The organism is Acinetobacter sp. YH12235 (genome assembly GCF_013417705.1).
GTDB lineage: Bacteria > Pseudomonadota > Gammaproteobacteria > Pseudomonadales > Moraxellaceae > Acinetobacter.
Genome location: NZ_VPDL01000015.1, coordinates 16485 through 34616, shown reverse-complemented (window position 1 = coordinate 34616; position 18132 = coordinate 16485). Strand labels below are relative to the sequence as shown.

Here is an 18132-nt window from a genome sequence, read left to right as displayed (position 1 = left end):
ATGTTTGAGCGGATTATAACCGCATTGGTGCTGGTTGCAGTCGTACTGAGCTGTATGTTTGCGACCAAATCACAATATCCAATGTTCGCATTGATGGTTGTGGCTGCCGGGGTGGCAGGCTATGAGTGGTTTAAACTCATGCCGCGAAAATGTAAAAATGTAATCAAGCCAGTGGCGTGGGGCTATGGTCTACTGACTGCAGCCTTATCTGCACTGGCTTTATACTATTGGGATGTGGCCTTATTATTGTGGTCAGCATCTATCCTGACCTGGTTGCTGAGTATTTACTGGGTTAAAACCTATCCTGATTATGATGGCTGGTACAATGTCAGCTTGCATGGCATCGGGATTGTGCTGGTTTCTGCTGCTGTTACAGCAATCTTCTCGGTTTGGCTAAACTCTCCATGGTGGTTAATGTACCTGTTCCTGCTGGTTTGGGGTGCAGACAGTGGCGCTTACTTTGTTGGACGCAAATTCGGCAAGAAAAAACTCGCACCAAATGTCAGCCCAAACAAGTCGCTAGAAGGTCTATACGGCGGTATTCTTACCTCCATGCTCATCGTGGTTGTCGTCGCTTCACTTTATCTGGATATGACCTGGCCAGAGCTATGTCTGTTCCTGATCCTTTCTGTTATTACTGTGTTTAGTTCAGTGCTAGGTGACCTGTTTGAATCCATGATTAAGCGTCGTGCTGGAATCAAGGATTCGGGCCGTATTTTGCCGGGTCATGGTGGTGTACTAGATCGTATTGATTCTTTGCTTGCTGCAGCTCCTATCTTTGCAACAGGCATATATGTTTTAAAACTTATTGGCGTAGATTTATAAATGTCACAAGCTGTTTGTATACTGGGTGCTACAGGTTCAATTGGTCAAAGTACTTTAAAAATTTTGCAGCAACATCCTGAAGCTTACTCGGTTTTCGCTGTGACAGCGCAAAGTCGTATTACTGAGCTGGCGGAAATCTGTCGGCAGTACCGTCCTAAAGTGGCTGTAGTGCCTGCAAATAAGGTCGATGAGCTTTCTCAGTTGCTACAAGTGCAGGGCTTATCAGATATCGAAATTCTTCAGGATGAAGCGGGCTTAATTTCAGTCGCAGAGCATGCTGATGTTGATATTGTGATGGCAGCAATAGTCGGGGCGGCAGGCCTGCTTCCTACATTGGCTGCAGTCAAAGCGGGTAAGCGTGTCCTGTTGGCCAATAAAGAAGCCTTGGTCATGTCCGGCGACATCATGATGCAAGCCGCGCGAGATTATGGTGCATTATTATTGCCTGTCGACTCTGAACATAATGCAATTTTCCAGTGCCTGCCTCAAAACTACTTTGATGCCGAACGTAATGGTCAACCTAAGCTCGGTGTTCATCAGATTTTACTGACTGCTTCTGGCGGTCCATTCCTGAACCATTCGCTTGAACAATTGCATGATGTGACACCTGCTCAAGCCTGCAAACATCCTAACTGGTCAATGGGGCAAAAGATTTCCGTAGATTCCGCTACTTTAATGAATAAGGGACTGGAACTTATCGAAGCGTGTCATTTGTTTGCAGTTCAAGAACAATTTGTTACAGTTGTTGTGCATCCACAGAGTATTATTCATTCCATGGTGCAATATGTGGACGGGTCAACATTGGCACAAATGGGCAACCCGGATATGGGCACGCCAATTGCACATGCTTTGGCATGGCCACAACGGATCAGTACCCATATCCCGGCTCTGGATTTGGTTAAGCATTCACAACTGAATTTCCAGGAACCGGATGTGGTTCGTTTTCCGGCACTGAAATTAGCGCGTCAAGCCATGAAGAGTGGTGGAATTGCGCCTACAATTTTGAATGCGGCCAATGAAATTGCAGTTGCTGCATTTTTAAATCAGCAAATCAGATTTACCCAAATTCCTCAGGTGGTTGAAACTGTCCTGAACCAGATGGACAATCAACCAGCACACGATCTGGATACTATCCTGCATGCAGATCACACAGCACGAGGTTTATCACAGCAATATGTTGTGAATAAAGGAAGTTAAGACATGAACGCCTTGTTTATTATTGCAGCCGCAATCCTATTACTCGGTCCCTTAATTGCGATTCACGAGTTTGGTCACTACATTGTGGCACGTAAACTGGGCGTTAAAGTACTGGTCTATTCCATTGGTTTTGGACCAACCCTTCTAAAGTGGACTTCCAAAAAATCCGGTATCCAATATCAGCTTTCAGCTTTGCCTTTGGGTGGTTATGTCAAAATGCTGGACGAGCGTGAAGGCAGTGTGGCAGAAGAAGACTTGCCTAAAGCCTTTAACCGTCAGCATCCCTGGAAACGTATTGCCATCGTTGCTGCGGGTCCTCTCATTAACCTGCTTTTAGCTGTTGTCCTGTTTTGGGTACTTTTTTTACCTGCACAGGAACAGCTGAATACTCGTGTAGGTAAGGTTTTACCAAACACACCTGCAGCCGAGGTACAGATGCAGCCGGGCGACAAGATTGTTGCTGTAGATGGTACACAAGTCGAAACTTGGGAAAAACTGAGTTATGCCTTGGTGGATCGTGTGGGTGAAACTGGTGTGGTCTCGATTCAGGCAGACCGTGCGGGTGAAAACAAGATATTCCAGTTACCAATTCAAGACTTTCTTAAAGATCAAAGTCAGTCACCCCTTGATACATTAGGTTTCTTGCCATATCGTCCGGAAATTCCGGCTGTGGTGAGCAAACTGAGTGAAGATGGTGCAGCCATTCGTCAGGGTCTTAAAGAAGGTGACAAGATTCTGGCGATTGATGGTGTACAGATGAAAGACTGGTTCGATGTGGTACAAGTGGTACAGGCATCACCAGAAAAATTACTTAAGATAGATGTATTACGTGGTAATCAGGTCGTGCATCTTCAGGTCATGCCGCAAGGCAAACGTGACAATATGGGGAATGTAACCGGTATGCTCGGAGTTCAAAGCGATCCGGGCAAGGTGACAATTCCTGCTGAATATAAACAGACGATTCACTATACGCCTGTTGAGGCGATGGTGATGGCCTTTGACAAGACAGCACATCTGTCTTCAATGATTCTGAACTCGATCGTCAAAATGGTACGTGGTCTGATTGGTCTGGATAATCTTTCTGGCCCGATTACCATTGCCAAAGTGGCAGGACAAAGCGCGGAAATGGGTTGGGAAACTTTTATTTCCTTTATGGCGCTAATGAGTGTAAGTTTAGGGATATTAAACTTATTGCCAATCCCAATGCTTGATGGCGGACACCTGGTTTATTATTTTATCGAATTAATTCGTGGTAAACCTGTTTCTGAACAAATACAATTGATTGGATTAAAAATTGGTATGGTACTGCTCGGCAGTATGATGCTTTTGGCATTATTTAATGACTTTATGCGTTTATAATAACGTAAATGGAATAATTAACAGCGGAAAAGACTGGCATGCAGCACACACATTTATTTATGCCTTTGGCACTCGTTAGTGCAATGGCAGTAGCACAACAAGTATATGCGGCAGAAGACTTCATTGTACAAGATATAAAATTTGATGGATTGGTACGTTTAACTCCAGAAAATGTGTACGGCTTGGTGCCAATCAACAGTGGTGACCGGGTGAATGATCCGATTATTGCCAATGCGATTCGTAGTTTGTATGCATCTGGACTATTTGATGACATTAAAGCCGTTCAACAGGGCAATACTTTGGTATTCCAGGTCGTAGAACGTCCGGTAATTTCGAAAATTGAGTTGAAAGGCAATAAGCTGATTCCAAAGGAAGCACTGGAAGAAGGCCTGAAAAAAATGGGTCTGGCTGAAGGTGAGGTGCTGAAGAAATCTGCACTGCAAACAGTCGAAACCGAGCTGGAACAGCAATATATGCAGCAAGGTCGTTATGATGCCGATATTACGGTAACAACGACACCGCGACCAAATAACCGCGTTGAAGTGCTGATTGATTTTGTTGAAGGTAAAGCCGCTAAAGTTTTTGATATCAATATTATCGGTAATACTGTTTTTAAAGAATCAGATATCAAACAGGCATTCGCTGTTAAAGAAAGTGGCTGGAGCTCGGTCATTTCGCGTAATGACCGTTATGCACGTGAAAAAATGGCTGCGAGCCTGGAAGCTTTACGTGCGATGTATCTGAACCGTGGTTACATCAACTTCAATATTACCAATTCAAGTCTGAACCTGAGTGAAGATAAAAAGAATGTCTTTATTGAAGTTTCAGTGAATGAAGGCGAACAGTTTAAGTTTGGACAAACCAAATTCCTGGGCGATGCGCTTTATAAACCTGAAGAGCTACAAGCTTTGCAGTTGTATAAAGAAGGTGATACCTACTCTCAGGAACGAGTGAATGCGGTCAAGCAGCTATTGCTACGTAAATATGGTAATGCTGGTTATTACTATGCTGAAGTAAATGTTGTACCTCAAATCAATAACGAAACTAAACAGGTTGACCTGAACTACTATATTAATCCGGGTCAGCAAGTGACTGTACGTCGGATCAACTTCACAGGTAACTCTAAAACTGCCGATGAAGTATTGCGTCGTGAAATGCGCCAGATGGAAAGTGCGCTGGCAAGCAATGAGAAGATTGACCTGTCTAAAGTGCGTTTAGAACGTACTGGTTTCTTTAAAACAGTCGATATCAAACCTGTTCGTATTCCAGGATCACCGGATCAAATTGATTTGAATGTGGCAGTTGAAGAACAGCATTCAGGTACAAGTACTCTAGCTGTTGGTTTCTCTCAAAGTGGTGGTGTAACGTTCCAGGCTGGATTAAGTCAGACTAACTTCCTGGGTACAGGGAACAGCGTTTCGATTGATCTGTCACGTTCTGAAACTCAAGATTATTATAACTTGAGTGTAATGGACCCGTACTTCACGATTGATGGTGTACGTCGCGGTTATAATCTTTACTACCGTAAAACAAAGCTGGATGATGACTATAACGTAAATAACTATGTTACAGACAGCTTGGGTGGTGGTATTAACTTTGGTTATCCAATTGATGAGAACCAGAGTGTAAGCCTGGGTCTGAATATAGACCAGACTGAAGTGACCACAGGGCCATATGTATCTACATATGTGGCTGACTATTTGGAACGTAATGGTGGTAAAGAAACCAAGCGTGGTGACTTCTGTCCAGGTCAGGTTGAATCTGCAACAGGCAACTGTGTAGATGCAAATGGTGCTCCACTTGATACTATTTCATATGGTCAAGAGTTTAAAGGCGATTTCTTGACCTATAACCTGAATCTGGGCTGGTCTTATAATACCTTGAACCGTCCAATGTTCCCGACTACAGGTATGTCACATCGTGTCAATGCAGAAATTGCCTTGCCAGGTAGTGATGTGGAATATCAAAAGCTCACCTATGACGCACAGGCTTTCTTCCCATTAGGCAAAGACTTTGTTCTGCGTGGTTATGGCCGTTTAGGCTATGGTAATGATCTGCCTTTCTATAAGAACTTCTATGCCGGTGGTTATGGTTCGGTACGTGGTTATGAAAACAGTACCTTAGGTCCTAAATATCCAGGCGTATATTTCTCTGACATCGGCCGAACTGATCCATCCCCAGAAGAAGTGGGCGGTAATGCTTTAGTTCAGTTTGGTACTGAGTTAGTTCTGCCTGTTCCATTTAAGGGAGATTGGGCGCGTCAGGTTCGTCCGGTACTTTTTGCTGAAGGTGCTCAAGTATTTGATACTCAGTGTGATGTATCTAATGATAATATTTTCGTGAATGGCAGCTCGATTAGTGGTAAACAGTACTGTAAAGATAACTTTGGTTTCGATGCAGGCAATATGCGTTATAGCGTAGGTGCTGGTTTCACCTGGATTACCATGATTGGTCCATTATCACTGAGCTATGCATACCCGTTGAATGATAAAGACGGTGATGAAACTCAAAATGTTCAGTTTGAAATTGGACGTACTTTCTAAGAAAACTTTGATCTTAAATATAAATTTTGCTCATGAAGCCATCAGGTTTTGTGAGCAAAATTTTTTGAATGGGTAAAAACATGAAAAAAATGATGATGGCAATGGGTATTGCTTTAGCGGGATTAACTTCATTGTCACATGCGGATGATTACGGAATTGTTGATCTGGAAAAAGTGGTACAAAACAGTACCTATTTAAAGCAGCAAAATGCCACTCTGGAAAATGAAATCAAGCCGCAAACCGCACAGATTGCACAGTTTCAAAAAGACCTTGCTGCAATCAAGCAAAAAGGTCAGGCTGCAAAAACACCAGCAGAACGTGAAAAAATAGCCAAAGAATTTGAAGGCAAAGCGACTCAACTGGCAGGGGTGCAGCAACAGGTACAGGCAACCGTGCAAACGCGTATGCAAAGTGTAAATAAGGCTTTTGAAGGAAATTTGAAGCGTGCTGCTGAACAATTACGCCAAGAAAACAAGCTAGATGTGGTTTTAAATAAAAATTCCGTACTTGCTTATGACGCGAAGTATGATTTAACTGATAAAATGATTCAAAAGGTTAATGCAATTAAATAATCGATGAATCATCAAAAACTTCAGTTAGCTGACCTCGCTCGTCTTGTCCAAGGTGAGTATGTAGGTCAGGCAGATTTATGTTTGAGAGGTTTGGCAAGTCTTGAAAATGCAACCTCTCATGACCTTGCATTTGTCAATGCAGATAAATATCTGGAACAGGCAACTCAGAGTAAGGCGGGCGCTTTAATTGTGACTGCTGAATTAAAAGAGCAGCTAACTTCCCAGCAGAACTTCATTGTCGTAGCCAATCCTTATCTGGCTTTTGCAATTCTGACTCACGTTTTTGAGAAAAAACATACGATTCAGGGAATTGAAAGTACCGCACAAATTCATCCATCTGCCATCATTGCTGACAGTGCCTATATTGGCCACTATGCCGTTATTGGTGAGAATTGTGTGGTGGGTGAAAATACGATTATCCAGTCACACGTTCAGATCGATGACCAGGTTGAAATTGGTCGGGACTGTTTTATTGATGCACATGTGACTTTAACAGGTGCTACAAAAATCGGTAATCGTGTTCGGATCCATGCCAATACCGTAATTGGTAGTGAAGGTTTTGGGTTTGCACCTTATCAAGGGAAATGGCATCGAATTGTCCAGTTGGGTTCAGTCCGTATTGCAGATGATGTCCGGATCGGCTCAAACTGTAGTATTGACCGGGGTGCACTGGATGACACAATTCTGGAACAAGGTGTCATTATTGATAATCTTGTGCAAATCGCCCATAACGTCAAGATTGGTGAAAACACTGCGATCGCAGCCAAATGCGGGATTGCCGGTAGTACCACAATTGGCAAAAACTGTATTCTCGCAGGGGCCTGTGGGGTAGCAGGACACCTACATATCACCGATAATGTGACCTTGACAGGAATGTCAATGGTGACAAATAACATTACTGAAGAAGGTACTTATTCTTCAGGCATGGGATTGTTGCCAAATCAGCAATGGAAACGCACAGTGGTTCGCTTAAGACAATTAGCAGATGTGCCATTGACCCAGTTGGTGAAACGATTGGATCATATGCAATCTCAAATTGAGTCCATTGAATCAACATTTAAGTTGCGTAAATAATTATGATGACAGAGTCGAATTTGCCTACATTCACGAAGCCTGAATTGCCAATGAATATTCAAAAGATTCGTGAATATTTGCCCCATCGCTATCCATTTCTGCTGGTTGATCGCGTTGTCGATATTACCGAAAATGGCATTGTTGGTTATAAGAACGTCTCAATTAATGAAGAGTTTCTACAGGGGCATTTTCCGAACTATCCAATCATGCCAGGTGTATTGATCGTAGAGGCATTAGCACAGATCTCAGGTATTCTTGGTTTTGTCATGAATAATGAAACTCCAAAAGAAGGTTCATTATTCCTTTTTGCTGGCGCTGAAAAGGTTCGATTTAAAAAACAAGTGGTTGCTGGCGACCAATTAGTACTTAAATCTGAATTAGTGATGCAAAAACGTGGCATTTATAAATATAATTGTATTGCCACAGTAGATGGCATTGTCGCAACAACCGCGGAAATTATGGTTTCCCATCTGAAAGTCGAGCAGGCATGAGCAATAATCCCCTAATTCATCCAACTGCCATCATTGACGCATCTGCAGTAATTGCTGCAGATGTACAGATTGGCCCTTACTGTATTATTGGGCCAAATGTCACGATTGGTGCTGGTACCAAACTGCATTCACATGTCGTGGTAGGTGGTTTCACACGTATTGGTGAACATAATGAAATTTTTCAGTTCGCCAGCGTCGGTGAAGTCTGCCAGGATCTGAAATATGCAGGTGAGGAAACCTGGCTGGAAATTGGTGATTATAACAAGATTCGTGAACACTGCAGTCTGCACCGCGGTACGGTTCAGGATAAAGGTATTACCAAGATTGGCAGTCATAACCTGTTAATGGTAAATACCCATATTGCACATGACTGTATGGTTGGTGATCATAATATTTTCGCAAATAATGTTGGTGTGGCGGGTCACGTACACGTAGGCGATTATGTCGTGATTGGTGGTAACTCAGGTATTCACCAGTTCTGTAAAATTGACTCTTACAGCATGATTGGGGGCGCTTCACTGATTCTGAAAGATGTTCCTGCCTATGTGATGGTATCGGGTAATCCGGCACATGCATTTGCCATGAATGTTGAAGGCATGCGTCGTAAAGGCTGGTCGAAAGACGTAATTAACGGTTTACGTGAGTCCTTTAAGTTGATTTACAAATCTGGTTTAACGACTCAGGAAGCTATTGAGAAAATCCGTAACGAGATTCTTCCAGAAGTTTCTGAAGCACAACGTCTGATTGATTCACTCGAACAATCCAAGCGTGGCATTGTGCGTTAAGTTATAGAAATGAAAGTAAAATTAAAAAAGACACCTTCGTGGTGTCTTTTTTATGGGACTTTTTATTTACTTCAAAAATTTAACTTCTTCAGCTTTCGGATAATTCTTGAGTAGTTTCGCTTTATATTGTGAAGCAAGAGTAGCGTTCTTTTCTACATCCTTACTAATATTATAAAGCTGATAAAGGGCAGTAGAGGCTTTTGCAGAATTCGGATAGCGGTCAACCACGATCAGATAATTCTTCTTTGCTTCATTAAAATTCGGTGGGTCAATGGACAGGTTAAACTCAGCTAACCAGAAGTGAGCATTGCTGATATAGACACTATTCGGATTATTCTTGATAAAATTCTGCATGGGTGCAATGGCTTTAGCTGCACCACCATTTTTATAGGCATCCAGTGCAATGGTATAAGCCGCTTTTTCCTGCTCACTCGGCTGTTGCGTTGTAGATGCCTGATTAGTGGCTACTGGAGCATTAGAGCTTAAACTGGGAGAAATATCCTGTTGGTTATCCTCCGCGGAGGTATCTTCAGCAGGTTCAATTTTTTGCTGCAATAGTTCCAGACGTTGATCCAGATCGGCATAGCGGTTGGTTAATTCGCTCTTTAATCTCTCGATCTCATTTTCTTGTTCTTCGATTTTTCCACGTAAACTGCGTAGATCATTTTCAAGCTGCTGGTTTTTTTGCATAAGCTGCCAGCTGGTATTGGTCTGAGGTGCATCTGCGCCTGTCGCAATGGCAGATTGAGTGCTGATATTATTTGATTGAGCACCTTGGCTGAGTCCACGTGATTCGATAGGAATCGCAGCAAAAAGAGAGGTTGTACAGAGTGCAGTGAGGGCACACAATACCTGTTTCTTAAACATCATATAAGTTCCATGATTCTTGGCGAGATTATGTATCCGCAGCTCATTTATTCTAAAAGAGATAACCCGTTTATAGCTTCACATTTAAAACGGCATTTTTAGAAATTGCAACAAGGTTTTACAAAGATCATGTGAATTTCGATATTCATGAATTAATTGTGAAGAATATTAAAAAATCAGCATCTTGGGGCATATTGTTTTTAAAATAATCAAACGGATAGCTTATGCCGAAAATTTGAAATACAGCCCTTGCAACTTCAATAAAAATCTCTATACTCTGTTCCTGTAATGGTAGCCCTGCCGGTTACTTCGCAATTGTACTCTATGAACCCCGCCAGGACCGGAAGGTAGCAACGGTAGTAGATCTATGATGTGCCGGAGCTTTGCTGGTAGGGTTGCCACCAGATTTATAATTATAAAATTTCTCTATTCTCTCTTTATTTTTCAATCTTAATCTTCATTGTTTTCCCTTTCTTTAATGTTTACTTTTAAATTTCTATCTAATGCCGCTTCCTTGGATACTTGAATTGTTTGGAACATTGAAATTCAATCATGAAAATAGATTATCTTAATTTGAGCTTTTGAAAGCTTTTTGTTGTTCGGGATTAATTGTAAATTAAGGGAAACTATTTAAGTTAAGCAGGATGGCAAAGAGGAAAATAAAAAAATAGCCTAAGCATATTTTTCACAAATACAAAAGAATTAATCTTCGGCTTTGCGGCTAATCGCTTTCATGATCGCATCCATTTCAAAACCACGATACATTAGAAAACGGATCTGTTTGGCTTTAAGTTTTGGGTCTTTCGTCACTTCTGGACCATATTTTCTAAGCTTCAGTTCATAAGCCTGTTGTACCCAGTCCGTTTCTTTTAGTTCTTCACTGATCAGGGCAGTATCAATTTTTTTGCTTTTCAGCTTCATTTTAATCTGATTGGGACCTTTGCCTTTACGCTTTTGGCTCGACAACATGATTTCAGCAACACGCTGGTCACTTTGATAGTTTTCTCTAGATAGCTCTTCAACCAAAGTGACCACATCATTACGATCTTCTGCATAAAGCGCCAGTTTTTCAATGAGTTCAGCCTTGGAGTATTCCTTGCGAGTCAGTACAGCAAAGGCGTAAGAACGCAAACGCGAGCCGGTTAGACCGGGTTTCTTTTGCTCTTTATCGGAGTTACCAAATAAGCTGTCTTCCGGATCAAATTCTGGCAAAGCCTGTGACTCAACAGGTGAAGAAGTGGCTGAATCTTCAGCATCACCAAACTGCTGTTTAATCGCGTCATAGTCCAAAAGTTTGCTGAATTTTGCGTCTGACATATTGATCTCGATAAAAATATCTATTCCATAATAACAAAAACGCCCCGTAGGGCGCTCTGCTATGACGTTCAAGGATTATGCATCCAGAAAGTCTGCTGGTTCTTCTTCGTCTTTATCTTCGACTACTTTGCCTGTAGTAAGCAGTTGCTCACGGATTAGTTTTTCAATAGTATCCGCCAGCTCTTTGTGTTCTTCAAGATAACGGATGGTATTGTTTTTACCTTGGCCAATCTTGTCGCCTTGATATGAATACCATGCACCCGCTTTTTGAACGATTTCTTGCTGTACTGCAAGGTCAATCAGTTCACCAAGATGGTTAACACCTTTGCCATACAGAATCTGGAACAGAGCTTCTCTGAATGGTGGCGCCATTTTGTTTTTCACAACTTTGACTTTGGTTTCAGAACCTACAATCTCGTCGCCTTCTTTCACCTGACCGATACGGCGGATATCCAGACGTACAGAAGCGTAGAATTTCAGTGCATTACCACCAGTAGTTGTTTCTGGGCTACCGAACATTACACCAATCTTCATACGGATCTGGTTAATGAAAATCACCATACAGTTTGAACGCTTGGCATTACCGGTAATTTTACGCAGTGCCTGGCTCATCAAACGTGCTTGCAGACCCATATGTGAGTCACCCATTTCGCCTTCAATCTCGGCGCGAGGCGTCAATGCAGCAACAGAGTCGACTACAATCAGGTCAATTGCGCCAGAACGTACCAGCATGTCAGCGATTTCAAGTGCCTGTTCACCGTTGTCTGGCTGAGAAACCAGCAGGTTATCAATATCTACACCGAGTTTACGGGCATATTGAGGATCAAGCGCGTGCTCGGCATCGATGAATGCACATGTACCGCCAGCTTTTTGACATTCAGCAATCGCTTGCAATGTCATTGTGGTCTTACCTGAAGATTCAGGACCATAAATCTCGATAATACGGCCTTTCGGTAAACCACCAATACCCAGTGCGATATCAAGCGTTAAAGAACCTGTAGATACAGCTTCAACTGCTTGCACGGTATTGTCACCAAGACGCATCACTGTGTTTTTACCAAACTGTTTTTCAATCTGGCTTAAGGCAGCATTGAGCGCCTTGTTTTTATTCTCATCCATCTTACAACCTCAATACGATGTCACAAACTTAGTACTCAAGTGGATGTCTTACATTAGAGCTTCGTTCCACAGGAATATAGTGACAGAAATTTCCCTTGTGTTCTATAAAATCCAGCAGTGTTACGACACATGCTGACGCTTGAATTTAATCATCATTATATGACCAATGTTGATCAAAGTTCTGACTATTTTCATTCTTGAATCGACTGATGTCTCGACGATCTTTTTTGCTTGGCCGATGATCGGGACGCGCTAGATTATGCAACTTTCTTTGTGATGCAATCAATTCCCGGCGAGCGATACTGACTTCAGTTTCTTCATACAGTTTCTGTGCCACAGGTGCAGGACCACGAACATCAGAAAGTTCTTTTACAACTACGGTTTTTTTGTCGATACCTTGCTGAATCGTCAACTCCATACCCACACGGACTTCGCGAGATACTTTTACACGCTCACCATTATGATGGACTTTACCGCCCTCAATAGCATTCTTGGCAATGGAACGGGTTTTAAAAAAACGTGCCGCCCACAGCCATTTATCTATACGCATGCCTACCGCATCTTCGGGTAAAGACGATTTACGCATATTGCTTGTTTACCTCAGACTGATTTAAATGAGTGATTAAATCTGTTAATTGGTGCAGCATCGGGTAATTACAAGTCTGGCGTGCAACTTTACTGGAAGATGGTTGCTGGATACAGAACAGGTTCTGGATGCCATAAGCCTTGGCACCATTCAGGACTTTTTCGGTATCATCAATAAAATAGACCTGCTCAGGATCAAAGGGGTGCAAAGCATTCAGACCTTGCCAGAATTCTACAAATTCCTTGGCATGTCCAATGCTTTCCGAGCTGACAATCACATCAAAATAATCTTTGAGATTCAGATGATCCAGTTTGAAGGCGAGTCCTGCACAGTCGGCATTGGTGGCAAGCCAGATGGGATAGCCATTATTTTTAAGATAATCGAGTAATTCGAGGCAATAAGGGCGTAAGCTAACCTTATCTTTATGCTCGATTTGCATGGCCAGAACGTCGACTTCGACTTTAGCCGTCCAGAAGCGAGAAGAGTACCAGTTTAGGGTATGATTATGTTGCTGATAGAATGCATAAAGCGTTTCGCGGCTCTGTTCCAGACTACAGCCATGTGTTTCAGCATAACGGACCGGTAATAACTCGTTCCAGATGAAATCATCGTAGGCAAGATCAAGTAAAGTTCCGTCCATATCAAAAATGACAGGCGGTTTTTCTGAGCAATTCGACATATAAGGTTTTCTATGTTTAAAGCGACAATAGCACCACAAGATCCGATGATTTTGCAGTTTGTGCCCATTTTGACACAGGCCTGTGAAATTTTGCGAGAAGAATATCAGCGTTATTGTTCAGGTGCTGCGTTTGATATTGTCAAGAAAAGTGATGATTCTCCTGTGACCCAGGCAGACTATCGGGTGAATAGTTATTTAACCCAAGCTTTAGCGGAAATCTCAGAATTGCCTTTATTGTCAGAAGAGGGGCAGCAGGATCAGCGTCATGCCTGGACAGATTTCTGGTTACTTGATCCTCTGGATGGCACTAAAGAGTTTTTGCATCAGCGCCCAGAATTCACGATTAATCTCAGTCTGGTCAGAAGCAGTCTGACTACCTTTGCTATTTTGGCGGTTCCTGCGCAGCAGCTAATTTATTTCTGCCCAGAACAGGGCATGCCTTTAAAATACGATATTCAGAATCAGGCATGGTTTGGTTATGAAGCAGCTATAAATCATCAGGATGTCTTTGTCGGTCTGAGTCAGAGCAGCCAGCAAAAACCTAAATATGTCGAGTATCTGCAAAGCCTGGCTAAACTTAGCGCGTACACCGAGTTCAAGGCAGGAAGTGCCTATAAATTCTGCATGTTTCTTGAAGACTGGGTAGATATTTATCCTCGTTTCCATCCAACCTCGGAATGGGACACCAGTGCCGGTCAATGCATGCTCGAGCGAATTGGTGGAGGGTTGGTTGATCTGGAAGGTCGGCCATTCATCTACAATCAGCGCAAGACCTTACTGAATGGCGGATTTATCGCCTATAAGAATGAAGCTATGAAAATACTAGCCTTACAGGCACTGGCGGACATGCAAGACAATGATTGAGCTCATAGCCGTTCATGGTATAGTGAGGAAGATTCCGTTGATAGATCAGTTGGCAAGATTGTGGCATTAAAACTGCTTCCACCAAGTATGCTCAGTGCAATAGATTTATTGCCTGATACCAAGACACCTGTGACTCTGTTTACGCGGCATTCTCTGCGTGAAGATGTCGCTGGTCAGGGACTGGCAGGTTATGATTTGCAGTTGACGCCGCAAGGACGTGATCTGGCGCAGGAATGGGGCGCTTATCTGGTCAATCAGACAGATCGGCATATCCAGCATTGTATATCGAGTCCGATTCAGCGCTGTGTAGATACCGCAGCATTGATGATCGAGGGGGCAGATGCAACGGATAAAGCACCGCATACCCATAAGATTGAAATCGTTGAACAGGGTTTGCTAGTTGAGCCAGGCAGCTTTGTACTGGATATTCAAAAAGCAGGGCCATATTTCAAAAAACAGGGGGCATTGGGCTTTATCAATAGCTTCGTCAATAATGCCTTGCCCGGAATGAAACATCCCATTAATGGCGTAGTGGATGTACTGGAATTAATTTACAACACTCATCCGAAAACGCTGTATGGACTCAGTCTGGCGGTCAGTCATGACACCATTCTGGCAGCGATGATTGCAGTGATGTCTGGGCATCAGGAAGTCAGTCGTGAAGACTGGCCGAAAATGATGGAAGGTCTGTTTGTCTGGTTTGAAGGCGATGTATTTGAGGAATCTAAACTAAAATGGATCTGGCGGGGCAAAGTGCATGAGCTGGATATTTCCCAATTTCAGAATGCCGAATTAAAGGTAAATAAATAATTCAAAGGCTCAATCATTTAGGTTGAGCTTTTTTACATTTATCGTATGAAAGTGAAATAGAGTAATGATGAAATATCACTATGCTGATATTTAAACCAATTTTGGAAGCATAGGAGTCATCATGAAAATAATCACAATTTTAAGTCTGGTCGTTATGCTGGGATTAACTGCCTGTCAGCGTGATACAGACAATGCGCAGCAAGATCAGACCACAACACCTCATTCTATGGATAAGGATGAATAGTTTATTCTGTTTTTGTCTAAGTAAAAGATTTCTATGACTAGAATTGGGAATAATCTGGTATTCATCATTCTTTATTGTTGATTTGGTATTAAATTTCAGGCACAAAAAAAGCCCTAAAAGGGCTTCTTTTGATTTGCGATTAGTTAGAAGCTAATGCTTTAACTTGCGCGTTCAAACGGCTCTTATGACGAGCTGCTTTATTTTTATGGATGATACCTTTGTCAGCCATACGGTCGATTACTGGAACAGCTTTTTTGTAAGCTTCAGTAGCAACAGCATAGTCGCCAGCAGCAATAGCAGCTACTGTACGTTTAAGATATGTACGAACCATAGAACGCAAGCTTGCGTTGTGTTTGCGTGCTTTAACGTTTTGACGAGCACGTTTTTTTGCTTGAGCAGAGTTTGCCACTCGTGCACTCCTTGAAATAGATTGGTCTGGGCGGGCTGAAACTCAACTGAAAACCACATCAGAAGAACTATCACCAGCCCGTAAACAAGTGCCATATTTTGAGGAAACTATGGGCTTAAGTCAAGTCTTGACATGCTTTGACAACATTTTAGTTGCAGAAAAATTCTAAAGAAAACGTTAGATTAGTATCTAAGCAGGGAGATCGTACAAAAAATGACTAAAACCATTACATATCCTATCGTGATTGGCGCTACAGGCTTGGTCGGAAAGACTTTGGTACAACAGCTGGTAAATGAACCTAGTTGTAAGCGTATTAGCGTCATCGTGCGTAAACATCAACCAGAATTTGAACAGTGGCACAAGGTCAAGCAGGTGGTCGTTGAGGATTTCTTAATGCTCAATGATCAGGATGTCAGTGGCCATACTCATGCCTTTAGCTGTCTGGGTACCACGCTAAAGAAAGCCGGCTCCAAAGAAGCTTTTTATAATACCGATTACACCATCAACGCCCATTTTGCCGAACTAGTGCAGCAAACGGATGCTCATTATCTGTTGATTAGTGCGATGGGTGCCAATTCAAAATCCAGACTGTTCTATAACCGGGTAAAGGGTGAATTAGAGGATTATATCCAGACCTTGTCTCTGGAGCGTATCAGCTTGTTCCGACCCTCTTTGTTGATTGGTGAGCGAGATCATCAGCGTTTACTGGAAGACGCGGCACAGAACCTGTTTGACAAGTTTTCGCATTTCATCCCCGATTCTTTTAAATACAAGCCAGTGACAGCAGAGCAGGTGGCTCATACTATGGTATATGCAGCGCTGAATCAGACTGTGAAATTTGAAATTTATGATAATTTAGCCATACAAAAAATGAAATGAGGGTAAAAAATCGTGTCCAGCGTACCATTTGTAACTTGTGACCTGCTTGATGACAATCCGGATAAAAACTTGCAGGTGGTCACCCCATGCCTGGATGGCAAATTCTTTAGAAGCTATGGTGCACGTAAAAGCTTTGGCGGCCAGATTGTGACCGTAAAATGTTTTGAAGATAACTCTCGAGTAAAAGAGTTATTGGCGACAGATGGTACCGGCAAGGTTCTGGTTGTAGATGGTGGTGCTTCGATGCGTTGTGCATTGATGGGTGACCTGATTGCTGAGTCTGCGGTGAAAAACCACTGGAATGGTGTAATTATCTACGGCTGTGTCCGTGATGTCGATGCGATTGCTGAGCTTGATCTTGGTGTACATGCTTTAGCTTCTATTCCTCAAAAGAGCAACCGTAAGGGGATTGGTGAGGTAGATGTGCCGCTTTATTTTGGTGGCGTGACCTTTAAATCAGGCGAGTATGTCTATGCTGATAACAACGGCATTGTCCTGTCCAAAGAGCAACTGGTGGACTAATTCCGGTTATTGAAAATATACAAAAACAAGCTATACCGTGGAAGTCAGGCAGTTTAGATTGCTGCTTTCACGGTTTGAAAATAATAAAGAGGACAGACGATATGTTAGGCCATCAGATTAAAGTAGCACAGGCATTGGCATCCGCATTTCTGGAAGGTGGACGTGGTACCACTGGAACACCATTTCCGAATCAGCCTGAAAAGCCTCTCAAGCTTTATGAATATGAAGGATCGCCATTCTGTCGTCGTGTCCGTGAGGTCATGACTTTACTGAATCTCGATTATGAAGTGTATCCGTGCCCACGAGGCGGTAAACGCTTTCGTCCCGAAGTGAAACAGCAAGGTGGCAAACTTCAGTTTCCATTTTTAGTAGATGAAAATACCGGAGATAAGCTATACGAATCTCAGGATATTATTCATCACCTGTTTAAGCATTATGGCAAGACAGGTAAGACTCCAGCCAAATATTCAAATTATCCAAAAGTGCCGGTTGCTGCCATTGCAGGTACGATGGTGAATGGTCTACGTGGTGGCATGGCTAAACCGTTGTCGAAGAATAGCCCTGCGCCTGAACAGCTTCTTGAGCTGTGGGGCTTTGAAGCCAGTCCATATACCCGTATTGTCCGTGGCGTATTGTCTGAACTGGAAATCCCTTACATCTATCATAATGTGGCAAAAGAACGTTGGCAGGATCAAGGTCTGGCAAAACTGCGTTTAAAACCGGGGAAATATGAACCTTTACCGGGTGGTAAGCGTGAACAGGTCTTAAAAGTAATGGGAGATAATATTCAGGTTCCTTATCTGGTTGACCCAAATACCAATACAAAAATGTTTGAGTCCAAAGATATTGTGGAGTATTTGAAGCAGCAATATGGTCCTGAGAAGAAAAGCAAAAAATAAACTGCTCCTAATATTTGGAAGATAAAAAATTGCCATCTGAAAATAGATGGCATTTTTATGGTTTATAAATTTAAATTTTCCAAGAACAAGA

At 42.5% G+C, this 18132-nt stretch carries 20 protein-coding genes and 1 other RNA gene; 15 read left to right on the top strand and 6 right to left on the bottom strand.

Annotated features, from left to right (window positions below; genetic code table 11):
- The 8 genes from FTV13_RS09380 to lpxA all read left to right on the top strand — a co-directional run bounded on the left by FTV13_RS09380 (position 1) and on the right by lpxA (position 8846).
- Positions 1-825, top strand: a complete 825-nt coding sequence (locus tag FTV13_RS09380) for a phosphatidate cytidylyltransferase (protein ID WP_179992308.1) — start codon at positions 1-3, stop codon at positions 823-825.
- A complete protein-coding gene (ispC, locus tag FTV13_RS09375) occupies positions 826-2022 on the top strand; it encodes a 1-deoxy-D-xylulose-5-phosphate reductoisomerase (protein ID WP_179992309.1) in 1197 nt (398 codons plus the stop codon).
- 3 nt (positions 2023-2025) lie between these two features.
- Positions 2026-3381 (top strand): RIP metalloprotease RseP, encoded by a 1356-nt coding sequence (rseP, locus tag FTV13_RS09370; RefSeq protein ID WP_179992310.1) that lies wholly within the window; start codon positions 2026-2028, stop codon positions 3379-3381.
- Between the two features lie 38 nt (positions 3382-3419).
- Positions 3420-5924 carry an outer membrane protein assembly factor BamA gene (gene bamA / locus FTV13_RS09365; protein WP_179992311.1) on the top strand — a complete coding sequence of 835 codons (2505 nt, stop codon included), beginning with the start codon at positions 3420-3422 and terminating at the stop codon, positions 5922-5924.
- Between the two features lie 80 nt (positions 5925-6004).
- Entirely contained in the window at positions 6005-6496 is a 492-nt protein-coding gene (locus FTV13_RS09360; RefSeq protein WP_213064459.1) for an OmpH family outer membrane protein, read from the top strand.
- A gap of 3 nt (positions 6497-6499) precedes the next feature.
- Positions 6500-7570, top strand: coding sequence for a UDP-3-O-(3-hydroxymyristoyl)glucosamine N-acyltransferase (lpxD, locus tag FTV13_RS09355; RefSeq protein WP_179992312.1), 1071 nt, complete (start codon positions 6500-6502; stop codon positions 7568-7570).
- Between the two features lie 5 nt (positions 7571-7575).
- The gene (gene fabZ, locus FTV13_RS09350; protein ID WP_171064833.1) at positions 7576-8061 is read left to right on the top strand and encodes a 3-hydroxyacyl-ACP dehydratase FabZ; all 486 of its coding nucleotides are present in this window, start codon (positions 7576-7578) and stop codon (positions 8059-8061) included.
- Positions 8058-8846, top strand: coding sequence for an acyl-ACP--UDP-N-acetylglucosamine O-acyltransferase (gene lpxA / locus FTV13_RS09345; RefSeq protein WP_004786156.1), 789 nt, complete (start codon positions 8058-8060; stop codon positions 8844-8846). Before fabZ ends, lpxA begins: the two co-directional genes overlap by 4 nt.
- Positions 8847-8912: 66 nt before the next feature.
- On the opposite strand, the gene FTV13_RS09340 is transcribed toward lpxA, so the two are convergent.
- On the bottom strand, positions 8913-9716 hold the full coding sequence (locus FTV13_RS09340; RefSeq protein ID WP_179992313.1) for a YbgF trimerization domain-containing protein: 804 nt from the start codon (positions 9714-9716) through the stop codon (positions 8913-8915).
- A 295-nt stretch (positions 9717-10011) separates the two neighbouring features.
- On the opposite strand from FTV13_RS09340, the gene ffs reads away from it, so the two are divergent.
- An RNA gene (gene ffs, locus FTV13_RS09335) (signal recognition particle sRNA small type) lies at positions 10012-10108 on the top strand.
- 307 nt (positions 10109-10415) lie between these two features.
- Here ffs and FTV13_RS09330 read toward each other — a convergent pair.
- From FTV13_RS09330 to FTV13_RS09315, 4 genes are all read right to left on the bottom strand, one after another.
- On the bottom strand, positions 10416-11030 hold the full coding sequence (locus FTV13_RS09330) for a regulatory protein RecX (RefSeq protein WP_179992314.1): 615 nt from the start codon (positions 11028-11030) through the stop codon (positions 10416-10418).
- A gap of 75 nt (positions 11031-11105) precedes the next feature.
- A complete protein-coding gene (gene recA / locus FTV13_RS09325) occupies positions 11106-12149 on the bottom strand; it encodes a recombinase RecA (RefSeq protein WP_004786150.1) in 1044 nt (347 codons plus the stop codon).
- A gap of 145 nt (positions 12150-12294) precedes the next feature.
- Positions 12295-12735: an RNA-binding S4 domain-containing protein gene (locus tag FTV13_RS09320; RefSeq protein WP_004786147.1), complete on the bottom strand. Its 441-nt coding sequence runs from the start codon at positions 12733-12735 to the stop codon at positions 12295-12297.
- Positions 12728-13414: an HAD-IA family hydrolase gene (locus FTV13_RS09315; RefSeq protein WP_179992315.1), complete on the bottom strand. Its 687-nt coding sequence runs from the start codon at positions 13412-13414 to the stop codon at positions 12728-12730. The genes FTV13_RS09320 and FTV13_RS09315 overlap by 8 nt, the downstream gene beginning before the upstream one ends.
- Positions 13415-13426: 12 nt before the next feature.
- Between FTV13_RS09315 and FTV13_RS09310 the strand changes: the two genes are divergently transcribed.
- The 3 genes from FTV13_RS09310 (at position 13427) to FTV13_RS15770 (ending at position 15332) form a co-directional block, all read left to right on the top strand.
- Entirely contained in the window at positions 13427-14278 is an 852-nt protein-coding gene (locus tag FTV13_RS09310; protein WP_179992316.1) for a 3'(2'),5'-bisphosphate nucleotidase CysQ, read from the top strand.
- Between the two features lie 60 nt (positions 14279-14338).
- Positions 14339-15088: a histidine phosphatase family protein gene (locus FTV13_RS09305; RefSeq protein ID WP_179992317.1), complete on the top strand. Its 750-nt coding sequence runs from the start codon at positions 14339-14341 to the stop codon at positions 15086-15088.
- A gap of 121 nt (positions 15089-15209) precedes the next feature.
- On the top strand, positions 15210-15332 hold the full coding sequence (locus FTV13_RS15770) for a hypothetical protein (RefSeq protein ID WP_004786141.1): 123 nt from the start codon (positions 15210-15212) through the stop codon (positions 15330-15332).
- A gap of 139 nt (positions 15333-15471) precedes the next feature.
- Here the strand turns inward: FTV13_RS15770 and rpsT are convergent, their stop codons facing one another.
- Positions 15472-15741, bottom strand: coding sequence for a 30S ribosomal protein S20 (rpsT, locus tag FTV13_RS09300; protein ID WP_004786139.1), 270 nt, complete (start codon positions 15739-15741; stop codon positions 15472-15474).
- A 213-nt stretch (positions 15742-15954) separates the two neighbouring features.
- Between rpsT and FTV13_RS09295 the strand changes: the two genes are divergently transcribed.
- From FTV13_RS09295 to FTV13_RS09285, 3 genes are all read left to right on the top strand, one after another.
- Positions 15955-16620 carry an NAD-dependent epimerase/dehydratase family protein gene (locus FTV13_RS09295; RefSeq protein WP_034702612.1) on the top strand — a complete coding sequence of 222 codons (666 nt, stop codon included), beginning with the start codon at positions 15955-15957 and terminating at the stop codon, positions 16618-16620.
- 12 nt (positions 16621-16632) lie between these two features.
- Positions 16633-17142, top strand: a complete 510-nt coding sequence (gene rraA / locus FTV13_RS09290; protein WP_125278329.1) for a ribonuclease E activity regulator RraA — start codon at positions 16633-16635, stop codon at positions 17140-17142.
- 101 nt (positions 17143-17243) lie between these two features.
- Entirely contained in the window at positions 17244-18041 is a 798-nt protein-coding gene (locus FTV13_RS09285; protein ID WP_034702605.1) for a glutathione S-transferase N-terminal domain-containing protein, read from the top strand.
- The last annotated feature ends 91 nt before the right edge of the window (positions 18042-18132 follow it).

Bases quoted from the DNA above. Each gene is read 5' to 3' on its own strand.
- FTV13_RS15770 (WP_004786141.1), top strand. From the start codon at position 15,210: ATGAAAATAATCACAATTTTAAGTCTGGTCGTTATGCTGGGATTAACT.
- FTV13_RS09295 (WP_034702612.1), top strand. From the start codon at position 15,955: ATGACTAAAACCATTACATATCCTATCGTGATTGGCGCTACAGGCTTG.
- recA (WP_004786150.1), bottom strand. From the start codon at position 12,149: ATGGATGAGAATAAAAACAAGGCGCTCAATGCTGCCTTAAGCCAGATT.
- FTV13_RS09380 (WP_179992308.1), top strand. From the start codon at position 1: ATGTTTGAGCGGATTATAACCGCATTGGTGCTGGTTGCAGTCGTACTG.
- fabZ (WP_171064833.1), top strand. From the start codon at position 7,576: ATGACAGAGTCGAATTTGCCTACATTCACGAAGCCTGAATTGCCAATG.
- FTV13_RS09285 (WP_034702605.1), top strand. From the start codon at position 17,244: ATGTTAGGCCATCAGATTAAAGTAGCACAGGCATTGGCATCCGCATTT.
- FTV13_RS09330 (WP_179992314.1), bottom strand. From the start codon at position 11,030: ATGTCAGACGCAAAATTCAGCAAACTTTTGGACTATGACGCGATTAAA.
- FTV13_RS09320 (WP_004786147.1), bottom strand. From the start codon at position 12,735: ATGCGTAAATCGTCTTTACCCGAAGATGCGGTAGGCATGCGTATAGAT.
- rseP (WP_179992310.1), top strand. From the start codon at position 2,026: ATGAACGCCTTGTTTATTATTGCAGCCGCAATCCTATTACTCGGTCCC.
- FTV13_RS09340 (WP_179992313.1), bottom strand. From the start codon at position 9,716: ATGATGTTTAAGAAACAGGTATTGTGTGCCCTCACTGCACTCTGTACA.
- FTV13_RS09360 (WP_213064459.1), top strand. From the start codon at position 6,005: ATGAAAAAAATGATGATGGCAATGGGTATTGCTTTAGCGGGATTAACT.
- FTV13_RS09310 (WP_179992316.1), top strand. From the start codon at position 13,427: ATGTTTAAAGCGACAATAGCACCACAAGATCCGATGATTTTGCAGTTT.
- bamA (WP_179992311.1), top strand. From the start codon at position 3,420: ATGCAGCACACACATTTATTTATGCCTTTGGCACTCGTTAGTGCAATG.
- lpxA (WP_004786156.1), top strand. From the start codon at position 8,058: ATGAGCAATAATCCCCTAATTCATCCAACTGCCATCATTGACGCATCT.
- ispC (WP_179992309.1), top strand. From the start codon at position 826: ATGTCACAAGCTGTTTGTATACTGGGTGCTACAGGTTCAATTGGTCAA.
- FTV13_RS09315 (WP_179992315.1), bottom strand. From the start codon at position 13,414: ATGTCGAATTGCTCAGAAAAACCGCCTGTCATTTTTGATATGGACGGA.
- lpxD (WP_179992312.1), top strand. From the start codon at position 6,500: ATGAATCATCAAAAACTTCAGTTAGCTGACCTCGCTCGTCTTGTCCAA.